Annotated in this window: 1 pseudogene; it reads left to right on the top strand. The window is 64.4% G+C overall.

What is annotated here, in order from left to right:
* Positions 1–2,214 (top strand): annotated as a pseudogene (locus IV433_RS26070) (type IV secretion protein Rhs); the annotation flags it as partial.

Genomic DNA, 2,214 nt, shown 5'->3' with positions numbered 1-2,214 from the left:
CAGTTATGTACAAAGCACCTTCGACAGCCGCGGCGGGCTGACCTCGCAGACTGATACCGCCGGGCGCACCACCGGGTTTCATCTCAACCCGGCCAGCGGCGACCTGACCGAAATCGTCCACCCGGGCGGCGAAAAGCGCAGCCGGTTCAGCTATAACCGCGCCGGGCAGCTGATTACGGCCACCGCGCCCGACGGACGCCGCGTAGAGAAAACCTACGATGTTTTGGGGCGTCTGACGGCTGAGACCGACGCCCTGAACCAGACCCGCCGCTATCACTACGCGGACGACAAGAGCGCACGGCCCTGCGCCACCGAAGACGCGGCTGGCGGACGGCAGACGCTGGAATGGAACGTGGCCGGCCTGCTGGAGAGTTTTACCGACTGCTCCGGGTTTAAGACGTCATACCGCTACAACCGCGACGGGCAGCCGGTTGAAATCCTGCACGAAGAAGGGATGAAAACCCGCTTTGCGTACGACGCGCGCGGCAGGCGGATTACCTGGGAGGACAGCGCCGGAGCCAGAACGCGCCGGGAGTACAACGCCGCGGGCGACGTCATCACCGTCACCCGCCCCGACGGCAGCCAGTCCACGCAGACTTACGATGAGCGCGGCAACCCGACCTCGCAGACCGAAGGCGGGCTCACGCGACAAACCGGATTTGACAGCGCGGGCAGGCTGGTGCGGCTGACGAATGAAAACGGCGCGGAGACACATTTCAGCTATGACGTCATGGACCGCCCGATACAGGAAACCGGCTTTGACGGGCGCGTGCAAAACTATCTGTACGACTTATCAGGACGGCTTATCCGCAGCGACGACGCCGGGCTGATTACGCACTGGCACTACGATGAAGACGGCCAGCTTATCCGCCAGCAGCGGCCGGACACGGACGACGGTCCGGACGAGGTGCTGTGGCAGTACGACGCCGCCGGACGCGTCAACGAAACCGCCCACCGCAGCGAAACCCATCTGGTCACCGTGCGCTTTCAGTACGACGACAACGATAGCCTGACCGGCGAGCGGCAGATTATCCGCAACGCGCACGGCGATTTGCTGTGGCAGCACACCGTCCGCCACCAGTTCGACCCGCGCGGGTTCGAAACCGCTGTCCGCTACGACGGCCTGCCGGAAATCCACTGGCAGACCTACGGCCCGGGCCACCTGCTGGGCGTGAAGCTCGGGCACGACGTGGTGCTGGAACTCAGCCGCGACAGGCTGCACCGCGAAACCACCCGCCGGTTCAGCCAGAACTGGCAGAGCGAAAACGCCTATTCGCTGACCGGACAACTCGCCGGCCAGAAGACGCCGGACACCGGTCATCCGAACCTGATGCGCCGCTACGAGTACAACGACGCCGGGCAGATGACGAAGATGACCACCGGCCTCGGCGACCATCACTATGCTTATACGCCGGCCGGACGCCTGCAAAGCGTCAGCTCACCCGACGGCTTTCTCGCCACCCTGACCGACCCCGCCGGCAACCGCAGCGTCACGCACCGTGACCTCAGCGTTCCGCCGGAAGGCGCGCGGCCGGTCTGGTACCACAACCGCGTGCAGCGCGATGAGCGTTACCTTTATGAGTACGATAAATTCGGCAACCTGACAGAAAAACGCCCGTTCCACGCGGGCCGGATGCACAACCCGCACGGCGGCGGGGCCATCAGCCATTTGGCCTATGACCAGGCGCACCGCCTGACGCGCCTGACAACGGAAGAGGACGGGCAGACGCTGACGCGGGCACGTTATATCTACGACCCGCTCGGGCGACGGGTGGGCAAACACGTCAGCCAGATAAACCCGCAATCCGGCGAAGCACAAACGCAGAACACCTGGTTCGGCTGGGACGGCGACCGCCTGGTGCTGACTGAAAACCGCGACACCCAGCTGCACACGATTTATCACCCGGGCAGCTTCGTCCCGCTGCTGCGCGCGGAACACGCGCGGATGGAAGACAGCCACCGCACGCTGGCGGAAAAGCTCGAGGAAGACGCCGGCAGCCCGTTCCCCGGCGACATCCATCAGCGCTTTAACGACATCGAAAAGGAAATCCGCCGTAACGACGTCAGCGACGCGCACCTGCAGTGGCTGGACTCCGTGGGCCTGAAAACCGAAAATCTCGCGCCATGGCTCGAACCGCTGCCGGAAGCCGGTGAACTCAAACTGCACCTGTACCACTGCGACCACCTCGGCACGCCGGTGGCGCTGATTAATCA

Source organism: Rahnella laticis (assembly GCF_015644585.1).
Taxonomy (GTDB): domain Bacteria; phylum Pseudomonadota; class Gammaproteobacteria; order Enterobacterales; family Enterobacteriaceae; genus Rahnella; species Rahnella laticis.
Note: the sequence above shows the minus strand (reverse complement) of the source record. Positions and strands in the feature narration are given on the sequence as shown.